This is a genomic window from Burkholderia sp. Bp9090 (assembly GCF_003857985.1).
Classification (GTDB): Bacteria; Pseudomonadota; Gammaproteobacteria; order Burkholderiales; family Burkholderiaceae; genus Burkholderia.
In genome coordinates this window covers 78,659-105,272 of the sequence record NZ_QTPV01000020.1, presented here as the reverse complement: position 1 = coordinate 105,272, position 26,614 = coordinate 78,659, and the positions used below count along the sequence as shown (strand labels likewise).

25 protein-coding genes are annotated in these 26,614 nt (G+C 66.4%); 14 read left to right on the top strand and 11 right to left on the bottom strand.

Annotation, left to right across the window (positions count from 1 at the left end; genetic code table 11):
* Nucleotides 1–55 precede the first annotated feature (55 nt).
* Nucleotides 56–1,366, top strand: coding sequence for an MFS transporter (locus tag DIE16_RS19570; RefSeq protein WP_124893255.1), 1,311 nt, complete (start codon nt 56–58; stop codon nt 1,364–1,366).
* Between the two features lie 127 nt (nt 1,367–1,493).
* Here DIE16_RS19570 and DIE16_RS19565 read toward each other — a convergent pair whose 3' ends face one another.
* The 4 genes from DIE16_RS19565 to DIE16_RS19550 form a co-directional block, all read right to left on the bottom strand.
* Nucleotides 1,494–1,991, bottom strand: coding sequence for a shikimate kinase (locus DIE16_RS19565; protein ID WP_124893253.1), 498 nt, complete (start codon nt 1,989–1,991; stop codon nt 1,494–1,496).
* 195 nt (nt 1,992–2,186) lie between these two features.
* A complete protein-coding gene (argG, locus tag DIE16_RS19560; protein ID WP_044848086.1) occupies nt 2,187–3,521 on the bottom strand; it encodes an argininosuccinate synthase in 1,335 nt (444 codons plus the stop codon).
* Between the two features lie 350 nt (nt 3,522–3,871).
* Nucleotides 3,872–4,942: an FUSC family protein gene (locus tag DIE16_RS19555; RefSeq protein ID WP_124488804.1), complete on the bottom strand. Its 1,071-nt coding sequence runs from the start codon at nt 4,940–4,942 to the stop codon at nt 3,872–3,874.
* A gap of 154 nt (nt 4,943–5,096) precedes the next feature.
* Complete coding sequence (locus tag DIE16_RS19550; protein ID WP_409364460.1) at nt 5,097–6,629, bottom strand: diguanylate cyclase; 1,533 nt, start codon at nt 6,627–6,629, stop codon at nt 5,097–5,099.
* A 519-nt stretch (nt 6,630–7,148) separates the two neighbouring features.
* Between DIE16_RS19550 and DIE16_RS19545 the strand changes: the two genes are divergently transcribed.
* The 4 genes from DIE16_RS19545 to DIE16_RS19530 all read left to right on the top strand — a co-directional run bounded on the left by DIE16_RS19545 (nt 7,149) and on the right by DIE16_RS19530 (nt 11,425).
* Nucleotides 7,149–8,684 carry an amino acid permease gene (locus DIE16_RS19545; RefSeq protein ID WP_124488802.1) on the top strand — a complete coding sequence of 512 codons (1,536 nt, stop codon included), beginning with the start codon at nt 7,149–7,151 and terminating at the stop codon, nt 8,682–8,684.
* 361 nt (nt 8,685–9,045) lie between these two features.
* On the top strand, nt 9,046–9,291 hold the full coding sequence (locus tag DIE16_RS19540) for a DUF3717 domain-containing protein (protein WP_044848083.1): 246 nt from the start codon (nt 9,046–9,048) through the stop codon (nt 9,289–9,291).
* Between the two features lie 250 nt (nt 9,292–9,541).
* Complete coding sequence (locus tag DIE16_RS19535) at nt 9,542–10,459, top strand: LysR family transcriptional regulator (RefSeq protein WP_044848082.1); 918 nt, start codon at nt 9,542–9,544, stop codon at nt 10,457–10,459.
* Between the two features lie 123 nt (nt 10,460–10,582).
* A complete protein-coding gene (locus tag DIE16_RS19530) occupies nt 10,583–11,425 on the top strand; it encodes an alpha/beta fold hydrolase (protein WP_124893251.1) in 843 nt (280 codons plus the stop codon).
* 51 nt (nt 11,426–11,476) lie between these two features.
* On the opposite strand, the gene DIE16_RS19525 is transcribed toward DIE16_RS19530, so the two are convergent.
* Entirely contained in the window at nt 11,477–11,830 is a 354-nt protein-coding gene (locus tag DIE16_RS19525; RefSeq protein WP_044848115.1) for a hypothetical protein, read from the bottom strand.
* Between the two features lie 377 nt (nt 11,831–12,207).
* A complete protein-coding gene (locus tag DIE16_RS19520; protein ID WP_124528878.1) occupies nt 12,208–12,828 on the bottom strand; it encodes a TetR/AcrR family transcriptional regulator in 621 nt (206 codons plus the stop codon).
* A 95-nt stretch (nt 12,829–12,923) separates the two neighbouring features.
* On the opposite strand from DIE16_RS19520, the gene DIE16_RS19515 reads away from it, so the two are divergent.
* The gene (locus tag DIE16_RS19515; RefSeq protein ID WP_124893249.1) at nt 12,924–14,165 is read left to right on the top strand and encodes a glycosyltransferase; all 1,242 of its coding nucleotides are present in this window, start codon (nt 12,924–12,926) and stop codon (nt 14,163–14,165) included.
* A 16-nt stretch (nt 14,166–14,181) separates the two neighbouring features.
* Here the strand turns inward: DIE16_RS19515 and hutC are convergent, their stop codons facing one another.
* Nucleotides 14,182–14,877: a histidine utilization repressor gene (gene hutC / locus DIE16_RS19510; RefSeq protein ID WP_044848079.1), complete on the bottom strand. Its 696-nt coding sequence runs from the start codon at nt 14,875–14,877 to the stop codon at nt 14,182–14,184.
* A 494-nt stretch (nt 14,878–15,371) separates the two neighbouring features.
* On the opposite strand from hutC, the gene DIE16_RS19505 reads away from it, so the two are divergent.
* The 7 genes from DIE16_RS19505 (at nt 15,372) to DIE16_RS19480 (ending at nt 19,965) form a co-directional block, all read left to right on the top strand.
* The gene (locus DIE16_RS19505) at nt 15,372–16,145 is read left to right on the top strand and encodes an ABC transporter substrate-binding protein (protein ID WP_124488797.1); all 774 of its coding nucleotides are present in this window, start codon (nt 15,372–15,374) and stop codon (nt 16,143–16,145) included.
* Nucleotides 16,146–16,300: 155 nt separating this feature from the next.
* Nucleotides 16,301–16,990, top strand: a complete 690-nt coding sequence (locus tag DIE16_RS19500) for an ABC transporter permease (protein ID WP_044848077.1) — start codon at nt 16,301–16,303, stop codon at nt 16,988–16,990.
* Nucleotides 16,987–17,700, top strand: a complete 714-nt coding sequence (locus tag DIE16_RS19495; RefSeq protein WP_044848076.1) for an ABC transporter permease — start codon at nt 16,987–16,989, stop codon at nt 17,698–17,700. Before DIE16_RS19500 ends, DIE16_RS19495 begins: the two co-directional genes overlap by 4 nt.
* 24 nt (nt 17,701–17,724) lie before the next feature.
* Nucleotides 17,725–18,492, top strand: coding sequence for an ABC transporter ATP-binding protein (locus tag DIE16_RS19490; RefSeq protein ID WP_124488796.1), 768 nt, complete (start codon nt 17,725–17,727; stop codon nt 18,490–18,492).
* Between the two features lie 70 nt (nt 18,493–18,562).
* A complete protein-coding gene (locus DIE16_RS19485) occupies nt 18,563–18,997 on the top strand; it encodes a cupin domain-containing protein (protein WP_124488795.1) in 435 nt (144 codons plus the stop codon).
* A 294-nt stretch (nt 18,998–19,291) separates the two neighbouring features.
* Nucleotides 19,292–19,429 carry an HHHH-motif protein gene (locus DIE16_RS36640; RefSeq protein ID WP_185500349.1) on the top strand — a complete coding sequence of 46 codons (138 nt, stop codon included), beginning with the start codon at nt 19,292–19,294 and terminating at the stop codon, nt 19,427–19,429.
* A 68-nt stretch (nt 19,430–19,497) separates the two neighbouring features.
* The gene (locus tag DIE16_RS19480; RefSeq protein WP_124893247.1) at nt 19,498–19,965 is read left to right on the top strand and encodes a DUF3761 domain-containing protein; all 468 of its coding nucleotides are present in this window, start codon (nt 19,498–19,500) and stop codon (nt 19,963–19,965) included.
* Between the two features lie 123 nt (nt 19,966–20,088).
* Here the strand turns inward: DIE16_RS19480 and DIE16_RS19475 are convergent, their stop codons facing one another.
* Nucleotides 20,089–21,447, bottom strand: coding sequence for a polyhydroxyalkanoate depolymerase (locus DIE16_RS19475; RefSeq protein ID WP_124893245.1), 1,359 nt, complete (start codon nt 21,445–21,447; stop codon nt 20,089–20,091).
* Between the two features lie 333 nt (nt 21,448–21,780).
* Between DIE16_RS19475 and DIE16_RS19470 the strand changes: the two genes are divergently transcribed.
* Entirely contained in the window at nt 21,781–22,443 is a 663-nt protein-coding gene (locus DIE16_RS19470; protein ID WP_124488793.1) for a glutathione S-transferase family protein, read from the top strand.
* A gap of 204 nt (nt 22,444–22,647) precedes the next feature.
* Here DIE16_RS19470 and DIE16_RS19465 read toward each other — a convergent pair whose 3' ends face one another.
* From DIE16_RS19465 to DIE16_RS19455, 3 genes are all read right to left on the bottom strand, one after another.
* A complete protein-coding gene (locus DIE16_RS19465) occupies nt 22,648–23,616 on the bottom strand; it encodes a hypothetical protein (protein WP_124520337.1) in 969 nt (322 codons plus the stop codon).
* A 105-nt stretch (nt 23,617–23,721) separates the two neighbouring features.
* A complete protein-coding gene (locus tag DIE16_RS19460) occupies nt 23,722–25,365 on the bottom strand; it encodes a DUF2334 domain-containing protein (protein ID WP_124520336.1) in 1,644 nt (547 codons plus the stop codon).
* Nucleotides 25,366–25,377: 12 nt separating this feature from the next.
* Nucleotides 25,378–25,683 (bottom strand): hypothetical protein, encoded by a 306-nt coding sequence (locus DIE16_RS19455; RefSeq protein WP_260427333.1) that lies wholly within the window; start codon nt 25,681–25,683, stop codon nt 25,378–25,380.
* Nucleotides 25,684–26,614: the final 931 nt, after the last annotated feature.

Genomic DNA, 26,614 nt, shown 5'->3' with positions numbered 1-26,614 from the left:
GTACCCACCGAGCCCGCGCGGACAGCGCGCGACTCGACCTCGAAGGAGGAGACACATGCAAGCGGATCTGGAAACCCGCGTCGCGCGGAAACTGATGTGGCGCATCATTCCGTTCGTGATGCTGCTTTACTTCGTCAGCTTTCTCGATCGCGTCAACGTCGGCTTCGCGGCGATGACGATGAACAAGGCGATCGGCCTGTCGCCGACCGCGTTCGGACTCGGCGGCGGCCTGTTCTTCATCGGCTACTTTCTGTTCGAAGTGCCGAGCAACCTGATTCTCCATCGCGTCGGCGCACGCATCTGGATCGCGCGCGTGATGATCACGTGGGGCATCGTGTCGGCGGTGTCCGCGTTCGCAGCCGGGCCGACGAGCTTCTACGTGTTGCGCTTCCTGCTCGGCATCGCGGAAGCCGGCTTCTTCCCCGGCATCATCCTGTACCTGAGCCTGTGGTTTCCCGCGAAGCAGCGCGCGGTGGCGGCCGCGTGGTTCATGGCGGCCGCGCCGATCTCGACCGCGATCGGCTCGCCGCTGTCGGGCGCGATCATGCAGATGCCGCCGCTGTTCGGGCTCGCCGACTGGCAGATGCTGTACATCGTCGAGGCGCTGCCCGCGGTCCTGCTCGGCTTCGTCGTGCTGACGTGCCTGACCGATGCGCCGTCGAAGGCCGCGTGGCTGCAGCCGGACGAGCGCGACTGGCTGGTCGCGAAGCTGAAGTCCGAGGCCGACGCGCGGCACGCGCATGCCGGGCACACGGCCGGCGCGTGGCAGGCGCTGCGCGACCCGCGCGTGCTGGCGCTCGCGCTGATCTACTTCGGCACGTCGGCGGGGCTCTATACGCTCGGCCTGTGGGCGCCTCTGATGGTCAGGCAGTTCGGCTTCACCGCGTGGCAGACGGGCCTGCTGACCGGCATCCCGAGCATCGCCGCGGTCGTCGCGATGATCGGCTGGGCGCGGCATTCGGATCGCACCGGCGAACGCACGTGGCATGTCGTGATTCCGTGCGTGCTCGCGTGCATCGGCTTCGTGTTCGCGGGGCAGGCGAGCACCGCGCTCTTGACCGTGCTCGCGCTGGTCGTCGTCAACATCGGGATCAGCGCCGCGAAGGCGCCGCTGTGGGCGATGCCGAGCGCATTCCTGTCCGGCGCCGGCGCGGCCGCGGGGATCGCGATGATCAACTCGATCGGCAACCTCGGCGGCTTCGTCGGGCCGTTCGCGATCGGCTGGCTGAAGAACGTGACGGGCGGCTATGCGGCCGGGCTGTACGTGGTGGCGGGCACGCTCGCGGTGTCGGCGGTCGTCACGCTCATGCTGAGCCGCAAGGGGGCGCGCGAGCAGGTCGTGGCGGGGGTGCGGCATCATCATTGAATTGCAGGCAGCGCGTGTTGCCGGACGTGGCGACTGTGTGGAGGGTGCCGGCGCTCGCGTGCGCGAGGCCTTTGCCCACTACGCGGTGTGACGCGACTTCCGCCCGTCGCGCGCGCCGGTTTCCCCGCTACACGTTCGGCGACTGCACGCTTCGTGCGATCTCCCGCGCACACGCATCGGCAGACGCTTTCGACGTGTCGACGAAGCAATCGCTGAACGCGCGCGCCGCATACCCTTCGCAATACATCTCGGCGATACGTTTCCGCTCCCAGTCCGTCAGCGCGCGCGTGCCGCGATCCGACGCCGCGATCGCTACCGGCGGCGCGAGCGTCACGACGAACAGGCGCGCGTCGCGTGCGTCGCAGGCTGCGCGCAGCCGGTCGAATTCCGCGTCGCCGATCGGATAGGCGATCACCAGATGACGTTCGCGTGCCTGCGCGATCTCTTTGACGAGGCGCGCCAGCGCGATCGCCCACTGCACGTCGAACGGGGCGTCGTCGGGCGCGTCGTGATCGTCGCCGTCGATGAAGCGCGCATCGGGCAGCCGCTGCGCGAGTGCGCGATCGATCGTCGTCTTGCCGCTGTTGATCGGGCCGTTCAGGTGGATGACGGTGAGGGAAGTCATGAGCCGGGCCGGAAATCGGACGACTGGCAGCTTGCCACGATTGCCGTAGCCTTGCAGCGCCGTTTGCGCGTGACGCGGTGGCGCGAGTAGAGCAGGAAGGGAAAGAAGCAGCAGGCCGCGCACGCACCGATGCACATGCGGCCTGCCCGGCCGAAGCGCGTATCGGCTACGCGCCCCGGCGTCGAACGAAGCGACTTACTTGTCGTCGCCCTTGATCTGCGGCAGCGCCGACGCTTCACCCGGCGTCAGCAGGCCGACTTGCGAATACACGCGCAGCTTGTCGCGTGTATCGGTGATGTCGAGGTTGCGCATCGTCAGCTGGCCGATCCGGTCGCGCGGCGAGAACGTCGACGCCACCTTCTCCATCGACAGGCGTTCCGGCTGATACGTGAGGTTCGGCGACTTCGTGCTCAGGATCGAGTAGTCGTTGCCGCGGCGCAGTTCGATCTTCACTTCGCCGGTGATCGCGCGCGCGACCCAGCGCTGCGCCGTTTCGCGCAGCATGATCGCCTGCGGGTCGAACCAGCGGCCCTGGTACAGCAGGCGGCCGAGACGGCGGCCGTTCTCGCGGTACTGCTCGATCGTGTCTTCGTTATGGATGCCGGTGACGAGACGCTCGTATGCGATGTACAGCAGCGCGAGGCCCGGGGCTTCATAGATGCCGCGGCTCTTCGCCTCGATGATGCGGTTCTCGATCTGGTCGCTCATGCCGAGGCCGTGGCGGCCGCCGATGCGGTTCGCTTCCAGCAGCAGCTCGACCTGATCCTTGAACTCGACGCCGTTCAGCGCGACCGGCTGGCCGGCTTCGAAGCGCACCGTCACTTCCTCGGCGGCGATCTTCACGTCGTCGCGCCAGAACGCGACGCCCATGATCGGGTTCACGATCTTGATGCCGCTTTCGAGGCTTTCGAGGTCCTTCGCTTCGTGCGTCGCGCCGAGCAGGTTCGAGTCGGTCGAATACGCCTTCTCGGCCGACATCTTGTAGGCGAAGCCGGCCTGGTTCATGAATTCGGACATTTCGGCGCGGCCGCCGAGTTCGTCGATGAACGTCTGGTCGAGCCACGGCTTGTAGATCTTCAGGTCCGGGTTCACGAGCAGGCCGTAGCGGTAGAAACGCTCGATGTCGTTGCCCTTGTACGTGCTGCCGTCGCCCCAGATGTTGACGCCGTCTTCCTTCATCGCGGCGACGAGCATCGTGCCCGTCACGGCGCGGCCGATCGGCGTCGTGTTGAAGTACGTGACGCCCGCGGTCGTGATGTGGAACGCGCCGCTTTGCAGCGCGGCGATGCCTTCGGCGACGAGCTGCGCGCGGCAGTCGATCAGGCGGGCGCCGGCTGCGCCGTATTCGATCGCGCGTTTCGGGATCGCGTCGTAATCGTCTTCGTCGGGCTGGCCGAGGTTCGCCGTGTATGCGTACGGGACGGCGCCCTTCAGTTTCATCCAGTGCAGCGCGGCGCTGGTGTCCAGGCCGCCGGAGAAGGCGATACCGACCTTCTGGCCGGTCGGGAGGCTTTCGAGAATCGTGCTCATAGGAATTACCGTGGATTGAAGCCGGTGGGATCGTATTTCGCGGAATATGCGAGTATCGGCTGTCCGGGAAGTTGGGGCAAGACCTGATTTTCGCGCCAATACGTCTTCGGGCCTGTCGCGACGGGCCTGACGGGCGGTTAACCGGCCGGAGAATCCGGCGCGAAACGGCCTCGGACGGCGGTCGAAACTGGCGAAGGCGCGCCGGCGCGCACGCCCGATTGCCGGGGCCAGATCGGTCGGCCGGTGCGGCATCCGCGCTCAGGATGCCGGGCCACCTTTATGAAAGGCTAATGAAAGATGCCCTGGGGCGCCCGGCGTCCGCCGGCCTTCGAATCGGCAAGGCTCCAGGTTCAGATATTCCACGCCTGCGCGGTATCGAGCAGTTTCTCGCGCAACTGATCCACTTCGCCGGCCAGCTTGGCCGTGATCGACACGTAGCCCGACAACTGCGCCGGCGGGGCGTCGTGCGGCGGCTCGGCCGGCCGGCGGCGCGGTGCGAGCCGGCTCGGCGTGCCGAACTTGAGCGCGCGGCTCGCGCCGACGAGCGTGTCGCGGATGCGCCGGTTCATCGCCTTCATCTCGGTGCGCATGTATTCGCGCGCGGCGAGGTCGTCGCGGGCCGGCACCGTGCTCGACAGGATCTCCAGATAGCCGATGCACAGGCGCAGGCCGCGCTGGATCGCCTCGAGCTGCGTGACCGGGATGTCGCATTCCTTCGACACCGACGGCATCAGCGAGCGCAGCTGCACCAGCAGCGCGCTCAGCGCGGCCATTTCCTTCAGGTGTGCGTCGTCGCTCACGTGGCGGTCGCCCGCGAGCCGCGCATGCACGGCCGCGCACGCGCGCAGCGCGTCGGCGAGCTTGTAGCGCCACGAGTAGGTCGCATAGAGCGGCAGCGCGAACGAGAACGCCAGCGCGATCGCGATGCCGGTCAGCACGTTCACCGCGCGCCACAGGCCGTCGACGATCTCGTTGTCGCCGTGCCCGGCGACGATCACCATCGTGATCGCCGACAGCAGCGCGATGTAGCCGGCCTTGCCGATCGCGTGATACGCGCAGAGCCCGCACGCGATCGCCATCAGCAGGTAGATCGCGAGCGGCGCGTGCAGGACGGAGTAGAGCAGGATCAGCCCCAGCCCCGCGAGCGCGCCGATCGACGTGCCGAGCGCGCGCTCGGCCGCCTTCTTGCGGATGTTGCCGTGGTGCTGCAGTCCGCCGACGACGATCAGCACGGTGATCGTCGACCATTCGCCGTGCGGCACGCGCAGGCCGGTGGACAAGGCGATCGACACGAGAATCGCGAGCGCGACGCGCGCCGCATGGATCAGCTTCGCGTGCCGGTAGCGGCGGTACGGGTCCAGCAGGGGACGGAGCGCGTGGCGCAGGAGCGGCGGGAATCGGGCAGGGAACTGTGCGGTCATGACGGAGCGGGGGTGGCCGGCGGGATGGCCGGAATGCGCGTGCGGCGCGGGCGGGCCGGCGCCGCGCCGCACGCGCGGCTGACGTAACGCTAGCCGAACGCGCGCGGGCTGTCCACGACGGCGCGGCGCGGCGCGGGTGCCGCCGGCCGCCGCGTCACGCGTCGGCCGTATTCGCCTCGGCGTTCGACACGCGATTGCGGCCGCCGGACTTCGCGTGGTACAGCGCCGCGTCGGCCTGCCGCAGCAGCGTCGCGGCGTTGACGCGCCCGCCGGCGGTGGTCGCCGCGCCGATGCTCGCCGTCACGTGCCCGTACGGGCTGCGGACGTGCGCGATGTCGAGCCCGGCGATCGCACGGCGGATCGCTTCGGCGACGGTCGCCGCGCCCTGCGCGTCGGTGTCGGGCAGCGTGACGACGAATTCCTCGCCGCCGTAGCGCGCGACGTGGTCGCTGTCGCGGCGCAGGCAGCGCGACGCGGATTGCGCGACGCGGCGCAGCACGTCGTCGCCGGCGAGGTGGCCGTAGTAGTCGTTGAACGCCTTGAAATGATCGACGTCGACGAACAGCACCGACAGCGGCCGGCCGCTGCGCGACGCGCGCTGCGCCTCCTTCGCGAGCACGGCATCGAACGTGCCGCGGTTGTCGAGCCCGGTCAGCGAATCGGTATGCGCGAGCCGGTACAGATTCAACTTGGTGACCTGCCGGCGCTCGAGTTCGCGTGACAGCGCGAGCGAGCCTCCCAGGATGAACACGGTAAACAGGCCCATCAGCACTGCGGTCCAGATCGCGCGATGGCGCCACGGCGCGTAGATGTCGATCTCGGCGGGCGCGACGTCGACGATCAGCGGCAGATGCGCGAGATGCTTGTAGACGTAGATGCGCCGCACGTCGTCGATCGCGCCGACGCCCGTCAACACGCCTTCGCTGCTGCGCTGCGCCTTGATGAAGAGCGGGGAGTGGTGAAGGTCGAGGCCGACCACGCGCGGATCGTACGGCAGGCGCGAGACGAGCGCGCCGTTGTCCTCGACGATCGCCGCGCTGCCGTGCTTGCCGACCGCGAGCCCGTCGAGCAGCGCGCGGAAGTAGCCGATGTTGAGCGTGCCGACGACGATTCCGCCGAAACGGCCGTCGGCCAGCGTGATCCGGCGGCTGAGCGCGATCGTCAGCGCGCCGCCGCGCAGCCGGGACGCATAGGGCCGGCTGATGTAGAGGCCCTGCACGAGCCGGTCGCGATGCACGGTGAAATACTCGCGGTCGGCGAAATTGCCTTGTCGCGGCGGCGATGCGGCCGAATCGATCACGATATTGCCGTGCGGATCCATTACGAAAATGGCGCCGAGATACGCGCCGGTCGCGGCGCGGTCGAACAGCAGCCGGTGACGCTGGCGCGGCGGCAATGCCGTCAGTTCCGGATCGGCGAGCCCGTCGACGACGTTTTGCAGCGAAAGATCATACAGTTCGATATTGCGGGAAATATCGCGCTCGATCAGCAGCATCAGGTTGCGCGCATTTTCGACCGCATGGTCATACGCGTCGTGGCGTGCCTCGATTAAAAGCGACGTCGAGAGTCCCCAGCTGAACAGCAGCAGCGCGACGCCGGCGACGAGCACGCCGCGGGGCGACAGTATGCGTGCCACGGCCGTCGCGGTATGACGGCGCAGCGTAGCGAGCGGCGTGGGTGGCATCATCCTCGGGGCAGGCGGCGGATATGTGCTTCGTCGACGATTCCGCGCTCTGATTAATTCGCATTAGTCGGCATTATCTCGCGAATTCCCGAAATTCGCCGCTCGATGCAAAACATGCATGCGCCAATCCGATTCGGAACGATTACGCATCATTACCTTGAGCCGGGCGTTCGTTTCGATTTGAATCGCGATTATGGGTGGACGGTATTTTGTCTGATTATTAGGGCATATCGATCGATTTTGTCGTTTTAATACAGGATCGGGCTATTGCGCCGGCGCGATTGCGTATCGGGCGGGGAGGTGCACCGTCGCGGCTCACCCCGCGCCGGCATGCGGCGCCGGGGTGTCCGGACTCGAGCGGTTCCGACGGCGAATCAGGTAGAATCCGCGCTTCGCCGCCGGCGCCCGGCGCGCAACGCGTATCGGGGCCGCATCGAAGTGCATTGCAGCAGGCGGCGCGGCGCGCCCCGATCCCGCATGCGCCGGCCCCGGATGCCGGCCCGCTCAACGTTCGTCTCGTTTATGTCCGCAATCCCGAATTCCGACCAACCCGGTTCGTCCGCGAACCCACCCAAGCTTCATCGCGCGCTGAAGGCGCGCCATCTGACGATGATCGCCATCGGCGGCTCGATCGGCACGGGCCTGTTCGTCGCGTCCGGCGCGTCGATCTCGCAGGCCGGCCCCGGCGGCGCGATGGTCGCGTACATGCTGATCGGCCTGATGGTCTACTTCCTGATGACGAGCCTCGGCGAAATGGCCGCGTTCATGCCGGTGTCGGGCTCGTTTGCGACCTACGGCGCGAAATACGTCGACGAAGGCTTCGGCTTCGCGCTCGGCTGGAACTACTGGTACAACTGGGCCGTGACGATCGCGGTCGAACTGGTCGCCGCGCAGCTCGTGATGCACTACTGGTTCCCGGACGTGCCGGGCGTCTGGTGGAGCGCCGCGTTCCTCGGCGTGATGTTCCTGCTCAACGCGCTGACCGTGCGCGGCTTCGGTGAAGCCGAATACTGGTTCGCGCTGATCAAGGTCGTCACCGTGGTCGCGTTCATCGGCGTCGGCCTGCTGATGATCTTCGGCATTCTGAAGGGCGCGCCGGGCAACGGCTGGGGCAACCTGACGATCGGCGATGCGCCGTTCGCGGGCGGCCTGCCGGCGCTGATGGGCGTCGCGATGATCGCGGGCTTCTCGTTCCAGGGCACCGAGCTGATCGGCGTCGCGGCCGGCGAATCGGAGAACCCGCGCACGACGATCCCGCGCGCGGTGCGTCAGGTGTTCTGGCGCATCCTGCTGTTCTACGTGCTGGCGATCTTCGTGATCGGCGTGCTGATTCCCTACACCGACCCGAACCTGCTGAAGAGCGACGTGACCGACATCGGCGTGAGCCCGTTTACGCTCGTGTTCCGCCACGCGGGCCTCGCGTTCGCGGCCGGCGTGATGAACGCGGTGATCCTGACGGCCGTGCTGTCGGCCGGCAACTCGGGCATGTACGCGTCGACCCGGATGCTCTACAACCTCGCGACGGAAGGCCGTGCGCCGAGGCTGTTCGCGAAGCTGTCGCCGGGCGGCGTGCCGCGCAACGCGCTGTACGCGACGACCGCCGTCGGCGCGCTGTGCTTCTTCACGTCGCTGTACGGCGACAAGACGGTGTACCTGTGGCTGCTGAACACGTCGGGGATGACGGGTTTCATCGCGTGGCTCGGCATCGCGATCAGCCACTACCGGTTCCGCAAGGGCTACGTGAAGCAGGGTTACGCGGTCGACCAGCTGCCGTACCAGTCGAAGTGGTTTCCGTTCGGCCCGCTGTTCGCGTTCGTGCTGTGTCTCGTGATCGCGCTCGGCCAGGACTACCAGGCGTTTCTCGCGAACCGGATCGACTGGGCGGGCGTGGCCGCGACCTACGTCGGCATTCCGCTGTTCCTCGTCGTGTGGCTCGGCTACCGGCTCCTGAACAAGAGCCGCTTCGTGCGCTACGAGGACATGGAGATCGCGCCGTGGGCGGCCGCGAACCGCAGCGCGCAGCTGCAGCGCGTGGAGAACCGCGAAACCGTCGGCTGATGCCGGTGCGGCCACCGGCCGCGTGGTGCGCGATGAAAACGGGAAGCCCGCGGGCTTCCCGTTTTTCGTTGGGACGTCCGGGCGACGCGGTGTGCCGCCGACGTCGGCAGCCGACGCGTGCGTCGTTCCCGATACCGTTCCAGCCGGCGCCGAACCCGCTTTTTTTGTCGGCTTTGCGCTGCACGGGGTCAAAGCCGGTTATATTTCCCGACCCTACCGGGCCACGGCCCGGCCGGCGCGACGAGCGCGGCGCGGATCGGGCATCCGGCGCGCGCCTGTTGCGGCGGCCGGCGGCGCCCGGCGTTTCCATCGTTCCGCCGCGGCCGGCCCGGCCCGCGGAGCGCGCAATCCAGAGGAATCCATGAGCGCATCACCCGCCGAGCGGAAGGCCGGACCCGTTTCCATCGTGCGAATCGAAGCCGCGATCAATGCGTGGCGCGAAGTGTATCCGCCGGCGCCGGACGGCGAGGACGGCTACGCGCTCGACGCCGGCAGCAACTGCCTGGCCGAGCTGTACGGCACGATGATCTGCTATCGGCTGCCGGACGTGCCGCTCGACTCGCTGAGCGACGCGCAGCGCGATGCGCTGTACGCGACCGAGGCATGACGCGCGGTCGGGACGCTGCCGCGACGCGGCGTCGATGAAGCAACGGGAAGCCTGGCGGCTTCCCGTTTTGCTTTGCGGCTTTGCGCGGTGCGCCGCCCGCGAGGGCGGGCGCGGCGCGGCTCGCGCCGGTATCGGCGCGGGCTGAGGTATCGTCATGGCATCGGGAGCAGGCGCTCACGGGACGACCGGCGCGGCACGTGTGCGCGCGGGGCCGAATGAACGTCCGTGGCCTGTCCGGGAGGGTTCAAACATGGAGTTGAGACACCTCCGCTACTTCGTCGCGGTTGCCGAGGAGCGGAATTTCACGCGCGCGGCCGAGCGCCTGCACATCGCGCAGCCGCCGCTCAGCCGGCAGATCCAGCAGCTCGAGGACGCGCTCGGCGTGCCGCTGTTCGAGCGCAACGCGCGGCCGCTGAAGCTGACCGACGCGGGGCGGTTCTTCTATTCGCACGCGGTGCAGCTGCTCGCGCAGACCACCGAGCTCGAATCGATGACGAAGCGGGTCGGCAAGATCGAGCGCAGCATGTCGGTCGGCTTCGTCGGCTCGACGCTGTACGGGATGCTGCCGAAGATCATCCGGCGCTTTCGCAGCGAGTATCCGGCCGTCGAGCTGAGCCTGCACGAGATGTCGACGATGGACCAGATCAAGGCGCTGAAGGAAGGGCGCATCGACGTGGGCTTCGGGCGCATCCGTCACGAGGATCCGAGCGTGCGGCGCGTCGTGCTGCGCGAGGAGCGGATGATCGTCGCGCTACCGGTCGGTCACGTGCTCGACGGCGCGAAACCCGTGCTGTCGCTGCACGATCTCGTGAACGACACGCTGATCATCTTCCCGAAGGCGCCGCGGCCGAGCTATGCGGACCAGGTGCTCGCGGCATTCCACGATCGCGCGCTGCAGCCGCGCAAGATCTACGAGACGCGCGAACTGCAGATCGCGCTCGGGCTCGTCGCGATGGGCGAAGGCGTGTCGGTCGTGCCGCACAGCGTGTACGGGCTGAAGCGCGACGACATCAGCTACAAGCCGCTCGACGATCCGAAACTCGTGTCGCCGATCATCATGAGCATGCGGATGCTCGACGAATCGGAGGACATCCGCGCGATGCAGGCGCTGATCTACCGGCTGTACGACGAGTCGCAGATGGAGTATCTGCCGCCGCAGCCCGAATGAGCGCGCGGGCGGTGGGGGCTTGCTTGACGCCGCGCGCGTCGGCGGGCCACCATCGTCGGCATTCTGCGGTCCGCCCGCGTGCGGCCGCCTTCATGCAGCCTTCATGCAGACGATGACATGCACATGACTGAAATCGTGACCGAGGAGACCTGGGTCGAGACGCCGCAAGGGCGTCTCTTCGCGAAGCGCTGGCGCGGTGTGCCCGCGCGGGCGACGGCCGCGACCGGGCCAGCCGCGCCTGTGCAGGCCGCACCTATGCCGGCCGCGCCGATCGTGCTGCTGCACGATTCGCTCGGCTGTGTCGAACTTTGGCGCGACTTCCCCGCGCAACTCGCGCGCGCCACGCAACGCGACGTGATCGCATACGACCGGCTCGGCTTCGGCCGGTCCGACCGCCATCCGGGACAGCTCGGCACGACGTTCGTGCGCGACGAGGCCGATCAGGGCTTTCGCGCGCTGCTCGAACGGTTCGGCATCGATGCGTTCGTGGCGTTCGGGCACAGCGTCGGCGGCGGCATGGCGGTCAGCTGCGCGGCCGCGTATCCCGCGCGTTGCCGCGCGCTCGTGACGGTCGCCGCGCAGGCGTTCGTCGAGGATCGCACGCTCGACGGCATTCGCGAGGCGGGGCAGCAGTTCGACGCGCCCGGCCAGCTCGAGCGGCTCGTGCGTTATCACGGCGACAAGGCCGAATGGGTGCTGCATGCGTGGGTCGGCACGTGGCTGTCGCCGGCGTTTCGCGACTGGAGTCTCGACGACGCGCTGCCGCGCGTGCGCTGCGCGACGCTCGCGATTCACGGCGAGCAGGACGAATACGGGTCGGACGTGCATCCGAAGCGGATCGCCGCGCGCGTCGCGGGGCCGTCGTCGTTCCTGCTGCTCGACGGATGCGGACACATGCCGCATCGCGAGCGGAGCGGCGACGTACTCGCGGCCGTGGCGACGTTCCTGCGCGGCGCGCTCGCCTGAACGGCCGGGCGCAGGCGCGCGATGCGACCGGCGGGCCGAGCCCGCCGGCGCTCAGAACGACAGCTGGATCGCGAGATCGAGCGCGAGAATCGCGATCGAGCAGCCGATGCCGAGGACCACGTTCGGCAACCGGTGTTCGAAGTCGCGATTGTCGCGGCGCATCGCGGCGCCGAGCAGGAAGATCGCCTCGACGACGATCTGCAGCCCGACGAACAGCAGCATCAGCAGGTACTCGTAACCCATCTGCTTGAACGCGGCGAATTGCATCCCGTGATCGCGGATCCATTGGCCGACGCGCAGCAGTTCGTAGACGAACAGCAAGGCGGGAAACAGGTAGCTGATGAAATACGTCGGCGCCGTGGCGTGCCGTAGTTCGAGGTGGAAGTGCTGATGCATGGTAGCCATCACGAAGCCCTCCTTGCAAACGCATGATTGCGGTCGCGACGGCGGCGCGACGACGTGCGGACTAAGGGATTGCCCGAGGCATCGCGGGGCCGTACGACATCAGCATACTGCTGCGCGGAAGATTTGGCATCCCGTGCGTGCATGCGTTGTAAAAATCCCGGCGCATCGCGCGAAGCGTTCAGCGGTTTTCGCTCGCGGAGCGCGACGCGTCGGCCGGTTGCGTGTCGCCCGCGTTGCCGGGCAGCAGCGATTCCGGATGGTGTTCCAGATCGCAGGCCAGCGCGCAGCGCGCCCGGCGTGCGCGTGAATTGCGTCGGCGCGCCGTGCACGTTCGATGCGCGCGCACCTTCCTGCCCGAGCGTCGCTTGGGCGGCCGCTCAGCCTTTCGCTTGCGCGCCTTCGACGAACAGCTTCGCGACCGACCGGAATTCCCGCTTCAGCGACAACTCCGGCACGGTCAGCCAGCGCAGCATCGCCGCGAGATACAGATGATGGAACCACGTGGCGAGCTGGTCGGCCGCCAGCGCCGGGTCCAGTTCGCCCGCCTGCTGTCCGGCCGCGATCAGCTGCTGCCACACGAGCGCGATGTCGCTGCCGTCGTCCTTCCCGCTTTCCGCTTCCGTCACGCCGATGCTCAGGAACCGATGCCGCAGGTAGGCGAGCAGGTACACCGGGTGCTGCTCGCACCACGCGGCCGACGCGTCGAGCACGCAGGCGATCCGCGACGCGAAGGTCTTCCGTCGCGCGACGTCGCGCTGCAGGTGCGCGAGGTCGCGCGCGAGTTCGCCTTCGAGCCAGTGCGCGAGCACGGCTTCCTTCGTCGGAAAGTGGTTGTACAGCGTTCGTTTCGCGACATCGGCCTGCGCGGCGATCTGCTCCATCGTCACGGCATCGTAGCCATGCACATCGAACAGGCGGGCGCCGGTGTCGGCGAGATGCGCGAGCATCTGGATGCGCTTGCGTGCGCGGCGGCCCGGATCGTCGGTCGTCGTCGGCATGGTTCGGTATCGAATGAAAGTGCACGAATTACATTAGTATACGACGTGCATTTTTATGAATCCACTTGCCTGCATCGTGCAGGGGGAGTTCACGCATGAAGCTCGTCATCGTCACTTACGGCACCGAAGGCGACACGCGTCCGCTCGCGGCGCTCGGCCGTGCGCTGCTGGATGCGGGCCACGAGGTACGGTTGCTGGCCGACGCCGCGACGCTCGGTTCGGCCGCCGCTCTCGGGGTGCCGTGCGCGCCGTTGTCCGGCGATATCCGCGCGGCGATCGCGCCGGATGGTGCGTTGTCCGACGCGGTGCGCGGGCGCGGCGGCTTCAACGACACGTCGAAGGCGCTCGCGGCGATCGCGAATGCGAACACGGCGGCATGGATGCGCGAAGTCGCGGCCGCGTCGGCCGGTTGCGATGCGATCCTGGTGTCGGGGCTGGCGTCGTTCGTCGGGCTGTCGGTCGCCGAGTATCGCGGCGTGCCGGCGATCGGCACGGGGATGATTCCGATCACGCCGACCGCGGCATTCGCGTCGCCGTTCCTGCCGCCCGGCAAGGTGCCGCGCTGGCTGAATCGCGCGAGCCATCGGCTCGTGAACGCGCTGCTGTGGCACGCGTTCAGGAACGCGACCAATGCAGCGCGCGCCAGCGTGTGCGGCCTGCCGGCGCGCCGGCACGTCTGGACCGATCATCCGATGCTGTACGGCGTGTCGCCCGTGCTGCTGTCCGATCCGGCCGACTGGCCGTCGCACGTGCAGGCCTGCGGTCAGTGGCACGCCGACGCGCCGGCGTGGACGCCGCCGCCCGCGCTGGCGACCTTTCTCGGCGCGGGCGATCCGCCCGTGTACATCGGCTTCGGCAGCATGGCCGGGTTCGATCGCGCCGCGATGGTCGGCGCGCTGCTGCAGGCGCTCGACGGCCGGCGCGCGCTGTTCCACCCGGGCTGGAGCGGCATCGATGCGTCGATGCTGCCGGCGCACGTGTGCGTGGTCGGCGAGACGCCGCACGACCGGTTGTTTCCGCATGTATCGATGGCGATCCACCACGGCGGATCGGGTACCACGCATTCGGCCGCGCGGGCGGGCATTCCGTCGGTCGTCGTGCCGTTCGCGGGCGATCAGTTCTTCTGGGCGAACCGGCTGCATCGGCTCGGTGTGGCCGATGCGCCGGTGGCGGGCCGGCGCATGGACGCCGCCGCGCTCGCACGCGCGATCGCGTTCGCGGCGCATGCCGACACGCAGGCGCGCGCCGCCGGACTCGGCGCGCGGATCGCACGGGAGGACGGCGTGCGGCGGGCGGTCGCCGCGATCGAGCGCTGGGGGCGGCCCGGCATGCGGTGAACGCGCCGGCGCCGCGTCAGAAATGCCCGGTGAACCGGTAGCGGCTGCCCGGGTGCCACAGATTGGCCACCGACGCGACCATCCCCTGCGACCACGTGCGCCGATGCAGCAGCAGGCAGGGCTCGCGTTCGTCCATCGTCAGGTGGCGGCGCGTTTGCGCATCGGGCATCGCGGCCTCGATCCGGTATTCGACCCGCTGCAGCGGCGCGACGCGCGTGAGGTACTGGTTCGGCGTCGTCGTCGTGAAGTCCTGCAGTGCGTATTCGGGCGCGCAGGCGGGATTGACCCAGCGTTCCTCGAGTTGCACCGGCGTGTCGTTCTCGAAGTGCAGCACGCGTGAGTGGAAGATCGGGCTGCCGGCGTCGAGCCGCAGCTCGTCGGCGAGCTTCGCGTCGGCGATGGCCGCGCCGACCTCCAGCACCTGCGCGCGATACCCATGGCCGCGCGCGGCGACTTCGTCCGAGATGCTGCGGATCGCCACCAGCGTCGATTCGTATTTCGGCGACGCGACATACGTGCCCGAGCCGCGCGTGCGCGTGAGCACCTGCTCGGCCGTCAGTTCGCGCAGCGCGCGGTTGACCGTCATCCGCGCGACGTTGAATTCGCGCGCGAGCTCGTTTTCCGACGGCACCTGGTCGCCTTCCGCCCACTCGCCCGCATGGATGCGCGCGAGGATGAAGTCCTTGATTTCCTGATAGATCGGTGTGGTCATTGCATTGCTGTTCGAGAGACGGCGGCCGCGTGCCGTCGCGCGCGGGCCTTCGTGCGGTGTCCGGGCGGAGTGTACCGGGTTCGACGCCGCGCGGGCCCGACTGTGGGCCCGGGATTCGGGTTATTCCGGCCCGCATCCGGCGCGCGGGCCAAGGGCCCGCGGGGCCCGTACGGGCCGCGGCCGCCGCGCCGGCGGGCCCGGCAAACGAAAAGTATAGACAAATGCATGGGCGGCGACGGTGTGCCGAATCCGCACCGAAACAAGGGATTCAGCTTCATGTAAGGTGTAGCAAATTGAAATATAAGGAAAATTCGCTCAGGTAAACAATCCGCCGACAATTAGAGATAAACACGGATTGCTGGCGGTGACCTGAAAAAGGCAAAGTTGTATGTACAACTTGGTGAGTCGTCTGACGGATGACCTCCCGGTTGGAAGGGTTCGCGGCGGCGACGCCCGACGGGACCCGTGCCCAGTTCGCCTATGACAGGAACGCCATGAAGAAACTCGCGCTCAGTATTGCCCTTGCCTGCCTCGCGGTCGGTGCCCACGCCAAGGATTGGTCGACGATCCGGTTCGGCGTCGACGCCAGCTATCCGCCGTTCGAATCGAAGGATGCAAGCGGCAAGGTCGTCGGCTTCGACGTCGATCTCGGCAACGAGATCTGCGCGCGCCTGAAGGCGAAGTGCGTGTGGATCGAGAACGACTTCGACGGGATGATCCCGGCGCTGAAGGCGAAGAAGTTCGACGGCGTGCTGTCGTCGATGTCGATGACGCCGGCGCGTGCCGAGCAGATCGCGTTCTCCGACAAGCTGTTCAACACGCCGACGCGCCTCGTCGCGAAGAAGGGCGCGAACCTGCAGCCGACGGCCGAATCACTGAAGGGCAAGTCGGTCGGCGTCGAGCAGGGCACGATCCAGGAAACCTACGCGAAGGCCTACTGGGCGCCGAAGGGCGTGCAGGTCGTGCCTTACCAGAACCAGGACGGCGTGTACCAGGACCTGATGTCCGGCCGCCTCGACGCCGCGCTGCAGGACGCGGTGCAGGCCGATATCGGCTTCCTGAAGACACCGCGCGGCGCGAACTTCGAATTCGCCGGCAAAGACATCGACGATCCGAAGACGCTCGGCAACGGCGCCGGCATCGGCCTGCGCAAGGACGACGCCGACCTGAAGGCGAAGATCGACCATGCGATCGCCGACATGATCAAGGACGGCACCTACAAGAAGCTCGAGAAGAAGTACTTCGCATTCGACGTGTACGGCGGCTGACACCTTCGCGGCGCGCACCGGCCGTGGCGCGCGCCGCCCGCTTCGCGTGATGCCTCTGGCTTGATGAGCAGACGGCATCAGGTAGTGCGCAGAACTCGTTTGATGCGCGGTTAATGGCTATTGACAATCCAGCCACATCGTTCTGGATCCCTTATATGATCTTCCAAGGATTTGGCCCGCTGTTGTGGGCCGGCACGGTCGAGACCGTGAAGCTCGCGGTGCTGTCGCTTGCCGCGTCGCTGATACTGGGCCTCGCGGGCGCGGCAGCGAAACTCTCGACCAACCGCGTGCTCAAGTCGGTCGGCACGTTCTATACGACGCTGATCCGCGCGGTACCCGATCTCGTGCTGATGCTGCTGCTGTTCTACGGGATCCAGATCCTGCTGAACGACGCGACCGACCTGCTCGGCTGGGACCAGATCGACATCGACCCGTTCGTGGCCGGCGTCGTGACGCTCGGCTTCATCTACGGCGCCTACTTCACCGAGACGTTCCGCGGCGCATTCCTCGCGGTGCCGCGCGGCCAGCTCGAAGCGGGCTTCGCATACGGGATGAGCGGCTGGCGCGTGTTCCACCGCATCCTGTTCCCGCAGATGATGCGCTTCGCGCTGCCGGGTATCGGCAACAACTGGCAGGTGCTCGTGAAGGCCACCGCGCTGGTGTCGATCATCGGCCTCGCCGACGTCGTGAAGGCGTCGCAGGACGCCGGCAAGAGCACGCTCGATTTCTTCTTCTTCACGCTCGCGGCCGGCGCGATCTACCTCGCGATCACGACGGTGTCGAACGTCGTGCTGCACCACCTGGAGAAGCGTTATTCCGTCGGCGTCCGGAGGCTTGCACTGTGATCGAACTCGTCAGCCAGTACTGGCAAAGCTATCTCTATACCGACGGTTACCGCTTCAGCGGCCTCGCGATCACGCTGTGGCTGCTGGTCGTGTCGATCGCGTTCGGCTTCGCGCTCGCCGTGCCGCTCGCGATCGCGCGCGCGTCGTCGAACCGCTGGATCTCGGGCCCCGTGTGGCTCTATACGTACGTGTTCCGCGGCACGCCGCTCTACGTACAGCTGCTGATGTGCTACACCGGCATCTACAGCCTGCAGGTCGTGCACAACCACGTGCTGCTCGACACGTTCTTCCGCAACGCGATGAACTGCACGCTGCTCGCGTTCGTGCTGAACGAATGCGCGTATGCGACCGAGATCTTCGCGGGTGCGATCAAGGCCACGTCGGCCGGCGAGATCGAGGCCGGGATGGCCTACGGAATGTCGCGCTTCAAGCTCTATACGCGCATCATCCTGCCGTCCGCGCTGCGCCGCTCACTGCCGAGCTACAGCAACGAAGTGATCCTGATGCTGCACGCGACGACCCTCGCGTTCACCGCGACCGTGCCCGACATCCTGAAGGTCACGCGCGACGTCAACTCCGCGACGTACATGTCGTTCCAGGCCTACGGCATCGCCGCCGTGCTGTACGCCATCGTCGTGTTCACGCTCATCTGGGCGTTCCGCAAGCTCGAGACGCGCTGGCTCGCGTACCTCTCGCCGCGCAGCCACTAATGCATTCGCAAGGAAGGACCAAGCATGTACAAGCTCACCGTTGACAACCTGCACAAGAAGTTCGGCGACAACGAGGTGTTGAAGGGCGTATCGATGAAGGCGAAGGCCGGCGACGTGATCAGCATCATCGGCTCGAGCGGCTCCGGCAAGAGCACGTTCCTGCGCTGCATCAACTTCCTCGAGCAGCCGTGCTCGGGGCAGATCACGATCGGCAGCGAGCCGATCCAGACCGCGCGCGACCGTAACGGCTCGCTGCGCGTGGCCGACCAGAAGCAGCTGCAGCGGATGCGCACGAAGCTGTCGATGGTGTTCCAGCACTTCAACCTGTGGTCGCACATGACGGTGCTCGAGAACGTGATCGAGGCACCGATGGCCGTGCTGGGGATCGGCAAGGAAGAGGCCGTTGCGCGGGCACGCAAGTATCTGGAGAAGGTCGGGCTCGCGCCGCGCGTCGAAGGCATGTATCCGTCGCACCTGTCGGGCGGCCAGCAGCAGCGTGTCGCGATCGCGCGTGCGCTCGCGATGGAGCCCGAAGTGATGCTGTTCGACGAGCCGACGTCGGCGCTCGACCCGGAACTGGTGGGCGAAGTGCTGAAGGTGATGCAGAAGCTCGCCGAGGAAGGCCGCACGATGGTCGTCGTCACGCACGAGATGGGTTTCGCGCGCAACGTGTCGAATCACGTGATCTTCCTGCACCAGGGGAAGATCGAGGAAGAGGGCGATCCGCGGGAGATTCTCGTCAACCCGAAGAGCGAGCGGCTCGGGCAGTTCCTGTCGGGGCGGCTCAAGTAAGCGGGGGCCGCCGCAGCCTGGAACGCTAAATGCTTGTTTCGGACGACTCTTTCGATCGAGGAGCGCCGCGATGAGCACGCCGACCCCTACCGCGTTTTCCCACGTGAAGCCGCAGGACACCGCATATCAAGGCGAAGGCCTGCGCGACTTCTTCCTGTATCGCGATCTCGGCATCGCGGCCGCGACGAACGGCAAGGTCGTCGCGCAACTCGTCAGGGCGAATCATGCACCGGCGGCGGGCACCGGCTGGCACCGTCACGAGGCCGAGTTCCACATCGTGATGATGCTGAAGGGCTGGGCGCGCTTCATGTACGGCGATCGCGAGACGCTGGTGAGCGCCGGCGACTGCGTGCACCAGGCGCCGGGAATCGTGCACTACCTGTTCGACTACTCGCCCGACATGGAGTACCTGGAGATCGTCGGGCCGGCCGATTTCAAGTCGATCGACGTCGAAGGGCCATGCGCGGTGCCGGCGCCGACGCCGTGGGGCGACGCGGGCGCGTAGCCCTCCGTCGCATCGGATGCGAGGCATCCGCGTGCCCGAGAAAGACCGCCTTCGGGCGGTTTTTTTATGGATCCTGTCCGGGCTTCGGGTTCTGACCGGGTCATTCGACATCCGAAGCATTTGCCGCGTAAGGAAATCGAAAAGACAGGTGGCAATTTGTCAGCTTCGCGTGATGTTTCGTTACACCGTGTCAAAGATCGTCAATTCGATGCAGGTGCGGTGCACGGCGCGTCGGCGACCGGCGTTAAGGACGTAACAGCCGGACCACCGGCTGGCCTACCCAGGAGAATGTCCATGACCCGCATCGCGAAGATCCTGACCGTGACGGCCGTCGCCTGTGCCACCCTCGTGCCGGCGCTGGCCGAAGCCCATTCGCACCGCGTGTGCCATTTCGATCACCACCATCACCGCGTGTGCCGCTGGGTCCGTTGACCCGTGACGCGTTATTCCCGGCAAAGCGTCGGGACGCTTTTCCCGTTCAGGCATATCAGGAGAGGATTATGAAAAAGACGATGTTGATCGCCGCGTTCGTCGCGGGCATGGGTGTGTCGATCGGTGCGTTCGCACAGGTTCCGGCCAGCGCGCCGGCCGGTACGACCGGGCTGTGCAAGGACGGCTCGTTCTACTCGGGCGCGTCGAAGAAGGGCGCGTGCGCCGGCCACAAGGGCGTGAAGACGTGGTATGGCGCAGCGTCGGCAGCCGCGGCGAGCGCACCGGCCGCGGCCCCCGCGAGCGCGGCTGTCGCTTCCGCCGCATCCGGCGCCGCCCCGGCGAAGAGCGCGCCCGCGACGACCGCCGCGGCGGCGCCCGGCGGCGGCGCGGGCAAGGTGTGGGCCAACGACAGCACGAAGGTCTACCATTGCTCGACCGACAAGTACTACGGCAAGACGAAGCACGGCAGCTACATGTCGGAAGCCGATGCGAAGGCGAAGGGCTACCACGCGTCGCACGGCAAGGTCTGTTCGTAACACCGGCGGAATGCGCGAGCGTTGCCGCTCGCGCACTGCCCGGCACCGCGCCCCGCCGTGCGGGCGGGGCGATTCGAGCGCAACGCCGGTGTGCCGCACCGAGCGTTGCCATCCCGCGCGGGCTCAGTGCACGTGATCGGATGGCGCCGCGGCCGCCGTCGCGTCGCGACCGGCCGCGCGCGCGTCGAGCAACGCCCGCAGCGTCACGTAGTGCGCACCGCTCGCGCTGCCGTCCGTAATGGCGGTGCGATCGTACGGCTCGTTGTCGTGGATCGTCGCGCGCACGATCGGATAGATCTGCGTTTCCCAGCGGCCGCCGTTGAACACGCCATAATGGCCCGCGCCCGTCTGCACGTGATGCGTTTTCAGGTACGGCGGCAATCCCGAACACAGCTCCTGCGCGGCCACCGTCTGGCCCACGGCGCAGATGTCGTCCTTCTCCCCCTCGATCGTCAACAGCGCGGTGCGGTGGATCGCGGCCGGTTCCACCAGCCGGTCGCCGACCGTCAGCTCGCCGCGCGCGAGCGCGTATTGCTGGAATACCTTCTCGACCGTCTCCAGGTAGAACTCCGCGGTGAGGTCGGCCGTCGCGAAGTATTCGTCGTAGAAGTGGCGCAGCGTGTCGGCCTTCGCGGGGTCGCCTTTCGCGCGCTCGTAGTACAGGTCGGAAAACGACGCCGCATGGCGGTCGGGATTCATCGACATGAACGCGCCGACCTGCACGAAGCCCGGATACACGCAGCGCTGCGCCCCGACGAAGCCGGCCGGCACCACGCTGATCAGGTTGCGCGCGAACCATTCGATCGGCCGGCTCGTGGCGAGCGCGTTGACCTTCGTCGGATTCACGCGGCAGTCGATCGGCCCCGCCATCAACGTCAGGCTCGCGGGTTGGGCGGGATCGCCGGCGGCGGCCATCAGCGCGACCGCCGAAAGCGCGGCGACGGTCGGCTGGCAGATCGCGAGCACGTGCGCATCCGGGCCGATGTGGCGAATGAAATCGATCACGTGCCCGACGTATTCGTCGAAGCCGAAGCGGCCCGCCGCGAGCGGGATGTCGCGCGGGTTGTGCCAATCGGTGATGTACACGTCGTGATCGGCCAGCATCGTGCTGACCGTGCCGCGGAGCAGCGTCGCGAAATGCCCGGACATCGGCGCGACGATCAGCACGCGAGGCTGGCGCGCCACCGGCCGCGCCTTGCGGAAATGCAGCAGCGTGCCGAACGGCGTGGCCGCCGCGGCTTCCTCGACGATCGGCACCACTTCGCCGTCGACGACGGTCGACGCGATGCCGAACGCCGGACGCCGGTGCGAGAACGCGCAGCATTCGAGCAGTTCGCACAGCGCGTCGACCATGCGGCCCGTCGGGGTCGACGTGGCGGGCGGCCACAGCGACATCGTCGCGCGCGTGGCGGCCGCCCATGCGCGCGCCGGACGCAGGCATTCGGCAGACCATTGGTAGAAAGGATAGGCAAGCAGGTTCATGGCCGTCGTTCGTTGCGTCGCGTTACGTCGAGCGAGGCAAGCCGTATGCCAGCGTGCGGCTGGCACGCGCGTTGCACGGGGTTTGCGAATGCGGCGATACGCGTGGCGACGCGCGCGGCGTCTCATGCGGCGATGCATGCGGCGCGTGGGGCCCGACGACCGAATGCGATGCGCCGCCGTTGCCAACGACGCTCGGCGTACTCGATGTGTCGCTGCGCCGGGCAGCGCGCTGCGCCACTTCGGCGAATGCTTCGCACAGGCGTGGTGCGCTTCGCACGGCGTGGCGCGCGCTTTCGGTGCAGGGGTACGAACGGCAATCAGCAGGGGAGCGACATGGACGTTACCGGACAGACGACGTTGACCATCAGCAGCCGCAATTACTCGTCGTGGTCGATGCGCGGCTGGCTGCTCGCGAAGCTGAGCGGCCTCGCGTTCGAGACGATCAGCGTGCCGATCGATGCGGCATCGCGCGCGGAACTGCTGCTGCTGTCGCCGTCGATTCTCGTGCCGTGCCTGACACACGACGGCAGCACGGTATGGGACACGCTCGCGATCGCCGAATACCTGAACGAAATCCGGCCGCAGGCGCGGCTGCTGCCCGACGACCGGCGTGCGCGTGCGCATTGCCGGTCGATCTGCGGCGAGATGCATTCCGGTTTCAGTGCGCTGCGCTCCGCGCTGCCGATGAACCTGCGTGCGCATTTTCCCGGCTTCCGGATCTGGTCGCGTGCGCAGCACGACATCGAGCGCATCGTGACGATCTGGCGCGCGTGTCTGGCCGCGTATGGCGGCCCCTGGCTGTTCGGCGAGCAGATCGGCATCGCAGATGCGATGTACGCGCCGGTCGTCACGCGATTCCTGACGTACGACGTGAAACTCGAACCCGATATTGCCGAGTACTGCATGCGCATGCTCGCGCATCCGTTCGTGGCGGAGTGGATCGATGCCGCGAAGGCGGAGCACGAAGACATCGACGAACTCGACATGGAGTTCTGACCTGCAACGCACCTTCGCGCGTTCAACCGGATGACCGGCACGTGCATCGAAACGAATCGTCGATGCGGCCGCGCGTGTCCTGCTCGCCCATTGCCCGCGCAGCATCTGTCGGGCATCGCGCCCCGCCGTTTCGGCGGGGCGTTGCTTACCTGCTGCCGGGCACCCTGAGGCTCGCTCCCCGCATTGCAGCACGGCGTAGCAGGATCAGGGACTCGTTTTGGCCGGCTCGGCCGCGGGTGGCTTGGCCGGACGCGTGAGGAGTTCGCGTGTGAGGTTGTCCGACACATAGTGCGGGCCATCGAACAGATAGACTTGATAGCCACGGTAGGTTGTCAGCTGCCTGCTCAATTCGTCGGCGCTGGCCGCCCGGAATCCCCCGTGCTCGGCGGGCCGGAAGGCCTCCGCGATTACCCGCACACGTTGCTTTCCGAGGCGCGAGGTCAGCTCGTCGACATAGGCGCGCGCGACGTAGGGTTCGCGCGCATAGACGCCGCAGCCGTCCTGGAAGAACACCCCGACGTCCGACGGCAGCCACGACACGAGCCAGTCCGCCAGCGCCTTCCCGCCGATGTTGGTCTGGTCGTAGACGCTCACCCACAGCGGACGCGGCAGTCGCTTCAGGATATCGGCAAGCTTCGGCGCGTCCTGCCAGGTCGGGTCGATTTCGACCGGGAAGTAGTAGCCGGTGACATTCAGCGGAACGTGCGTGCGCGCTACCGCCAGGGACTGGTCCGCGAGTGTCGACAGATGGGTGCGTGCTCGCTTTTCATCCTGGTAACCGGCGAGGCCCAGGATGACGTTTCTGGCCCAGGGTTCGCGGCCGATGCGCCCCCAGTCGGGAAGGTGTGCCGCGGGACGGATGCCGGCGTCGGGCACGTACGCGGTATCGTCGACAACGCTCCACTGGATCAACAGATCGTGCACGCCGAGCTGTTGCCAGTTCCCGACGGGATTCGTCGTCGCGTTGTCGACCTGCCAGACGATTCCGTCGGCATGCACGTCATGCGCCGTCCAGCTGCACGCGGCCACGGCGAGCGATGCCCCGACGGCCGCGAGCATCGCCGCGCGGGACGAACGCGGCGCGCGCGCGCGCCGGCGTGGCCGGCCTGCGTGCCGGAACCGGCCCAGACGCAGTCGAATCCCGCGCAAGGCCGGGATGGCGTACGTGATCATCGCGGCCTCCCCGGAAGCATTCCTGCGCGACATCGTAGCCGATCACATGCAAACGTGCGACCCGCCTTGCTGCTGCGGGTCGCACGAGGCTTCCACCGGCTCGCGTCACTTGGCCGTCGTGCCGTCCGCCCATGTGTAGCCGAGATTCGTGATGCCCGTCACGATACTCTGGAAGTCCTGGAAGGCGGGCAGTCCGAGATCGGGCTCGAGCCAGTACGGATGGAAGAAGAACGACGCGAAGCCGTCCCGCACCGCCAGACCGTATTGCGCATTGGTCACGATTTGCTGCCACGTGTACGTGATGCACGAGAACGGGTCTTTACTGCAGATGTTGTATTGAAGGCTGCCCAGGTTCTCCGGAATGATTCGTTGCCCGTAGTAATCGGAGTTGATGATGTACGGGAAGAATTGCCCGGCAGAAAAGTCCTGGTTGGGCGCGCCCGTCCCGATCTGCGGATTGGTCGACGTGTAGTAGACGGCCCGCTGGAACGTGGTCGGGAACGTCTGCGCCGTGGCTGTTGATGCCATCGGCGACATCTGGTACTGCGGCGCAGCCCAGCCGACGATCTTGTAGCCGTTGAGCGTGAATTCGAGCAGGCCGTCGGCCATTCTGCCTTTCGCCCATTGCACCGAGTCCTCGTCGACCGGACGATTCTGGACTGCGTACCAGAACTCGAAGTCGCTGCCGCTCACCGCATTCTGAAGATTCGGCGTCGAGTCATACTGGTGCGTATAGCCGTGCATCACGATCGAGCCGCCACGCAGGAGCGCGTAGTTCAACCCGCTCTTGAGGCCCGTTGCCTGTGCGAGGTGAATCGTCTCCGGCACGCCGCCGTTGTAATACCCGTTCGGGTCGGTATACAACGGAATGGTCGCCATCGTGAACTTGATCCTCTTCGAGTACAGATAGTCCGACAGCTGCCTCATCGAGCTCGTCGTCGTGAATGCGTCCAGATCCTCGAGGCGGACCAGTGCACGATGATTCACCGGTGCATTGGTCTGCAGGATGTCGTGCAGGATGTCGCATATCACCAGGTAGCGATCCGTCGGGCCGATGTAGGAGAACGGCATGTCCGCGAAGTACCAGAACTTGCCGGAGCGCATGACGTAGGGCGTCGTTGCGCCGCTCTTGCTGTTCTTGATGGTGACGAGCACTTGCGCCTTGGTGGCATCGAGGACCTGGGTCAGGCCGACATCCGGGTCCGCGTTGATGGCGCCGGTCGACGCGTCGAACGCGTAGTACTTGACCATCGCCAGGTTCTTGTACGTGACGGTGTCGTAGAAGCCGGGATTCGGATTGCTCGACGAAGGCGTCGCGTTCATCCCGGCAAGGCCCAGGAAGCTGAACCCGAAAGTCTGGTTGAACGTATAGGCCGTGTTCCACGCGAGCTGCCACAGGTTGTACTTGAACCAGACCACGGTTTTCGTGGCGGTCATCACGTCGCTCATGAACGCCGTCGGAATCGGGTTGTTGTAATAGTCGCCGATATAGAACGTGGCGTCGTGGCTCCCGATCATGCCGGACGTGTAGTTCTGTATCGGTACCAGGTCGACGGTCGTATTGAAGTGGCCGAGCAGGTTCCTCAACATGATGCTGTACATCAGGCCGAGCTTCGAAAACGGGTCGTTGGCCGGGTTGTCGTATAACACGAGCGTATGTGCGGTCGTGGTCTGCGCGTGCGCCGTGCCCGGCAATGTCATTTGCGCGAGTCCGGCAAGCAGGGCTATGACGATCAAGATCTTTTTCATGGCCGTATCTCCCTAGTCGCGTTCGATGTTGCCGCCGTGCTTCTTGACGGAATTTCTGCTGAACTTCGGGCGCCCCGTCTCCTTGTATGCCTTGTCCCAATCCTCATCGGACATGCCGGGTTTCACGTTGACTTGGGCAGAGCCGTTTGGCAATGGCGGGGGCTTGATCTTGCCGCCGGACGACTGGTTCGTCTGCTGCGCACTCGCATGCTGAACCGCGCTGGTGATGACGAGCGCGGGACTCAATGCAAGGAGTAGCCCAACGGTGCTCAACCCGATTCGAAAAAATCGATTGCGATGCGAGGGCATGATTTTCATCCTTTGATATGCAAATTGGATTCTCGTTAACGAAACGAGCACGCCCCATTGCCCGATTTAGAATCGGGTGTTATGTCGTTATTTTTTTTGCGTTTAATACCCCGGTTAATGAAACGAAACCGGACAGTTGGCTTTCAAGCTAGTTCTGTACCATCCGCCGCAAATGGACACCGGGCCGGGATGCCAAAATCGGCGCGTCGAGACGGTCCGAAATTGTCTCGATAAACGTTTCACGCATGCAACGCGACCGGTTTCGGGAATTGGGTCCGACGAACGCGTAACGTCTGTTTGAGCGATTCAGGTGAAACCGGTTGCGTGCTTCGTTCCGCCCACGGCAACGCGGCAACCGAGCCGGCGGCGCATCCATCCAACGGCGACCGGAGCACCGGATTTTCGGTTTCATCGTCGATTCGTCCGTCCAGGATCGACGGAATCGCGTGACGCGCTCCGATCGCGATGATCGGGGCGAGGGTAGAGAACCTGCCAAACGTCTCATATTCGGAACGCCGGTCCGCATGTTTCAGCACTGAAACATTTGGCTCGGTTTCGATTCGCCGATCGTGTGCGGCACACGCCCGGTACCCGGAAGGCGCAAGGGTGGTGGACGATGGCGCACGACTTGCTTGAAGCGCTGTGTATCGAAGAGGCGGTGTATGGGGCGCACTGCAAGGCGCTGGATCGGGGGGCGGCTGCAAGCGCCGGCGCACGCAGGGGACGAATGCAGGCAAGCGGGGAAACCGGCTGTCAAAAGTCATCCACTGAACACGTTGCATTTTTGGTGATGTTGCGTGGTCGTATCAATAGCGCTCCAGGCAGCCTCGAGTCTTTTGAGAACGACGAGAACGGATGCGGCGTTAGCCGCAGGAGTGGACGTGACGGGGTCGACGGGGACAGGGCGGTTTCGTCTTCCGTTGGTGTGCGGAGAAGAAAT

What these genes read in the sequence shown, in the direction of transcription:
- DIE16_RS19535 (WP_044848082.1), top strand. Translation starts at nt 9,542, where the DNA reads ATGGAGTTGAGACACCTCCGCTACTTCGTCGCGGTTGCCGAGGAGCGG.
- DIE16_RS19455 (WP_260427333.1), bottom strand. Translation starts at nt 25,683, where the DNA reads ATGAAAATCATGCCCTCGCATCGCAATCGATTTTTTCGAATCGGGTTG.
- DIE16_RS19530 (WP_124893251.1), top strand. Translation starts at nt 10,583, where the DNA reads ATGACTGAAATCGTGACCGAGGAGACCTGGGTCGAGACGCCGCAAGGG.
- DIE16_RS19555 (WP_124488804.1), bottom strand. Translation starts at nt 4,942, where the DNA reads ATGACCGCACAGTTCCCTGCCCGATTCCCGCCGCTCCTGCGCCACGCG.
- DIE16_RS19520 (WP_124528878.1), bottom strand. Translation starts at nt 12,828, where the DNA reads ATGCCGACGACGACCGACGATCCGGGCCGCCGCGCACGCAAGCGCATC.
- DIE16_RS19485 (WP_124488795.1), top strand. Translation starts at nt 18,563, where the DNA reads ATGAGCACGCCGACCCCTACCGCGTTTTCCCACGTGAAGCCGCAGGAC.
- DIE16_RS19545 (WP_124488802.1), top strand. Translation starts at nt 7,149, where the DNA reads ATGTCCGCAATCCCGAATTCCGACCAACCCGGTTCGTCCGCGAACCCA.
- DIE16_RS19480 (WP_124893247.1), top strand. Translation starts at nt 19,498, where the DNA reads ATGAAAAAGACGATGTTGATCGCCGCGTTCGTCGCGGGCATGGGTGTG.
- DIE16_RS19460 (WP_124520336.1), bottom strand. Translation starts at nt 25,365, where the DNA reads ATGAAAAAGATCTTGATCGTCATAGCCCTGCTTGCCGGACTCGCGCAA.
- DIE16_RS19525 (WP_044848115.1), bottom strand. Translation starts at nt 11,830, where the DNA reads ATGGCTACCATGCATCAGCACTTCCACCTCGAACTACGGCACGCCACG.
- DIE16_RS19515 (WP_124893249.1), top strand. Translation starts at nt 12,924, where the DNA reads ATGAAGCTCGTCATCGTCACTTACGGCACCGAAGGCGACACGCGTCCG.
- DIE16_RS19490 (WP_124488796.1), top strand. Translation starts at nt 17,725, where the DNA reads ATGTACAAGCTCACCGTTGACAACCTGCACAAGAAGTTCGGCGACAAC.
- DIE16_RS19540 (WP_044848083.1), top strand. Translation starts at nt 9,046, where the DNA reads ATGAGCGCATCACCCGCCGAGCGGAAGGCCGGACCCGTTTCCATCGTG.
- DIE16_RS19500 (WP_044848077.1), top strand. Translation starts at nt 16,301, where the DNA reads ATGATCTTCCAAGGATTTGGCCCGCTGTTGTGGGCCGGCACGGTCGAG.
- DIE16_RS19505 (WP_124488797.1), top strand. Translation starts at nt 15,372, where the DNA reads ATGAAGAAACTCGCGCTCAGTATTGCCCTTGCCTGCCTCGCGGTCGGT.
- DIE16_RS19475 (WP_124893245.1), bottom strand. Translation starts at nt 21,447, where the DNA reads ATGAACCTGCTTGCCTATCCTTTCTACCAATGGTCTGCCGAATGCCTG.
- argG (WP_044848086.1), bottom strand. Translation starts at nt 3,521, where the DNA reads ATGAGCACGATTCTCGAAAGCCTCCCGACCGGCCAGAAGGTCGGTATC.
- DIE16_RS19550 (WP_409364460.1), bottom strand. Translation starts at nt 6,629, where the DNA reads ATGATGCCACCCACGCCGCTCGCTACGCTGCGCCGTCATACCGCGACG.
- DIE16_RS19570 (WP_124893255.1), top strand. Translation starts at nt 56, where the DNA reads ATGCAAGCGGATCTGGAAACCCGCGTCGCGCGGAAACTGATGTGGCGC.
- hutC (WP_044848079.1), bottom strand. Translation starts at nt 14,877, where the DNA reads ATGACCACACCGATCTATCAGGAAATCAAGGACTTCATCCTCGCGCGC.
- DIE16_RS19465 (WP_124520337.1), bottom strand. Translation starts at nt 23,616, where the DNA reads ATGATCACGTACGCCATCCCGGCCTTGCGCGGGATTCGACTGCGTCTG.
- DIE16_RS19470 (WP_124488793.1), top strand. Translation starts at nt 21,781, where the DNA reads ATGGACGTTACCGGACAGACGACGTTGACCATCAGCAGCCGCAATTAC.
- DIE16_RS19565 (WP_124893253.1), bottom strand. Translation starts at nt 1,991, where the DNA reads ATGACTTCCCTCACCGTCATCCACCTGAACGGCCCGATCAACAGCGGC.
- DIE16_RS36640 (WP_185500349.1), top strand. Translation starts at nt 19,292, where the DNA reads ATGACCCGCATCGCGAAGATCCTGACCGTGACGGCCGTCGCCTGTGCC.